General features: G+C 42.8%; 1 pseudogene. It reads right to left on the minus strand.

The annotated features are described in order from the left end of the window. Positions 1–177: 177 nt before the first annotated feature. A pseudogene (locus CWB98_RS24555) lies at positions 178–327 on the minus strand (TolC family protein); the annotation flags it as partial.

The raw sequence follows: 327 nt of genomic DNA on the forward strand, positions 1-327 counted from the left end.
AAATCACCATCTCGTAACATGCGCCCACGGTGTGGACCTTTCTCTGGTTCAGCTTGCTCTGCCGCAGGTGTTGATGCTGCAATAGCATTAGGTGCGACGACACCTGTGAATGAGATAATAATCGCCAAGCTTAATGACGACAGAATATTTTTATTTTTCATAAGTTTACTCATGGTTTTACTCGCTATCACTAACGGGCACGCCAGTTAGGCGTTGAATTTCAATATGTTGTAAATGCAAAGATTGATAGGCATCAAGTAACTGATTTTGGGCGCTAAGTAGCTCTCTACGTATATCACTCCACTGGTTGTAGCTAAGCTTACCGAT

It is taken from the genome of Pseudoalteromonas rubra (genome assembly GCF_005887115.1).
Classification (GTDB): domain Bacteria; phylum Pseudomonadota; class Gammaproteobacteria; order Enterobacterales; family Alteromonadaceae; genus Pseudoalteromonas; species Pseudoalteromonas rubra_F.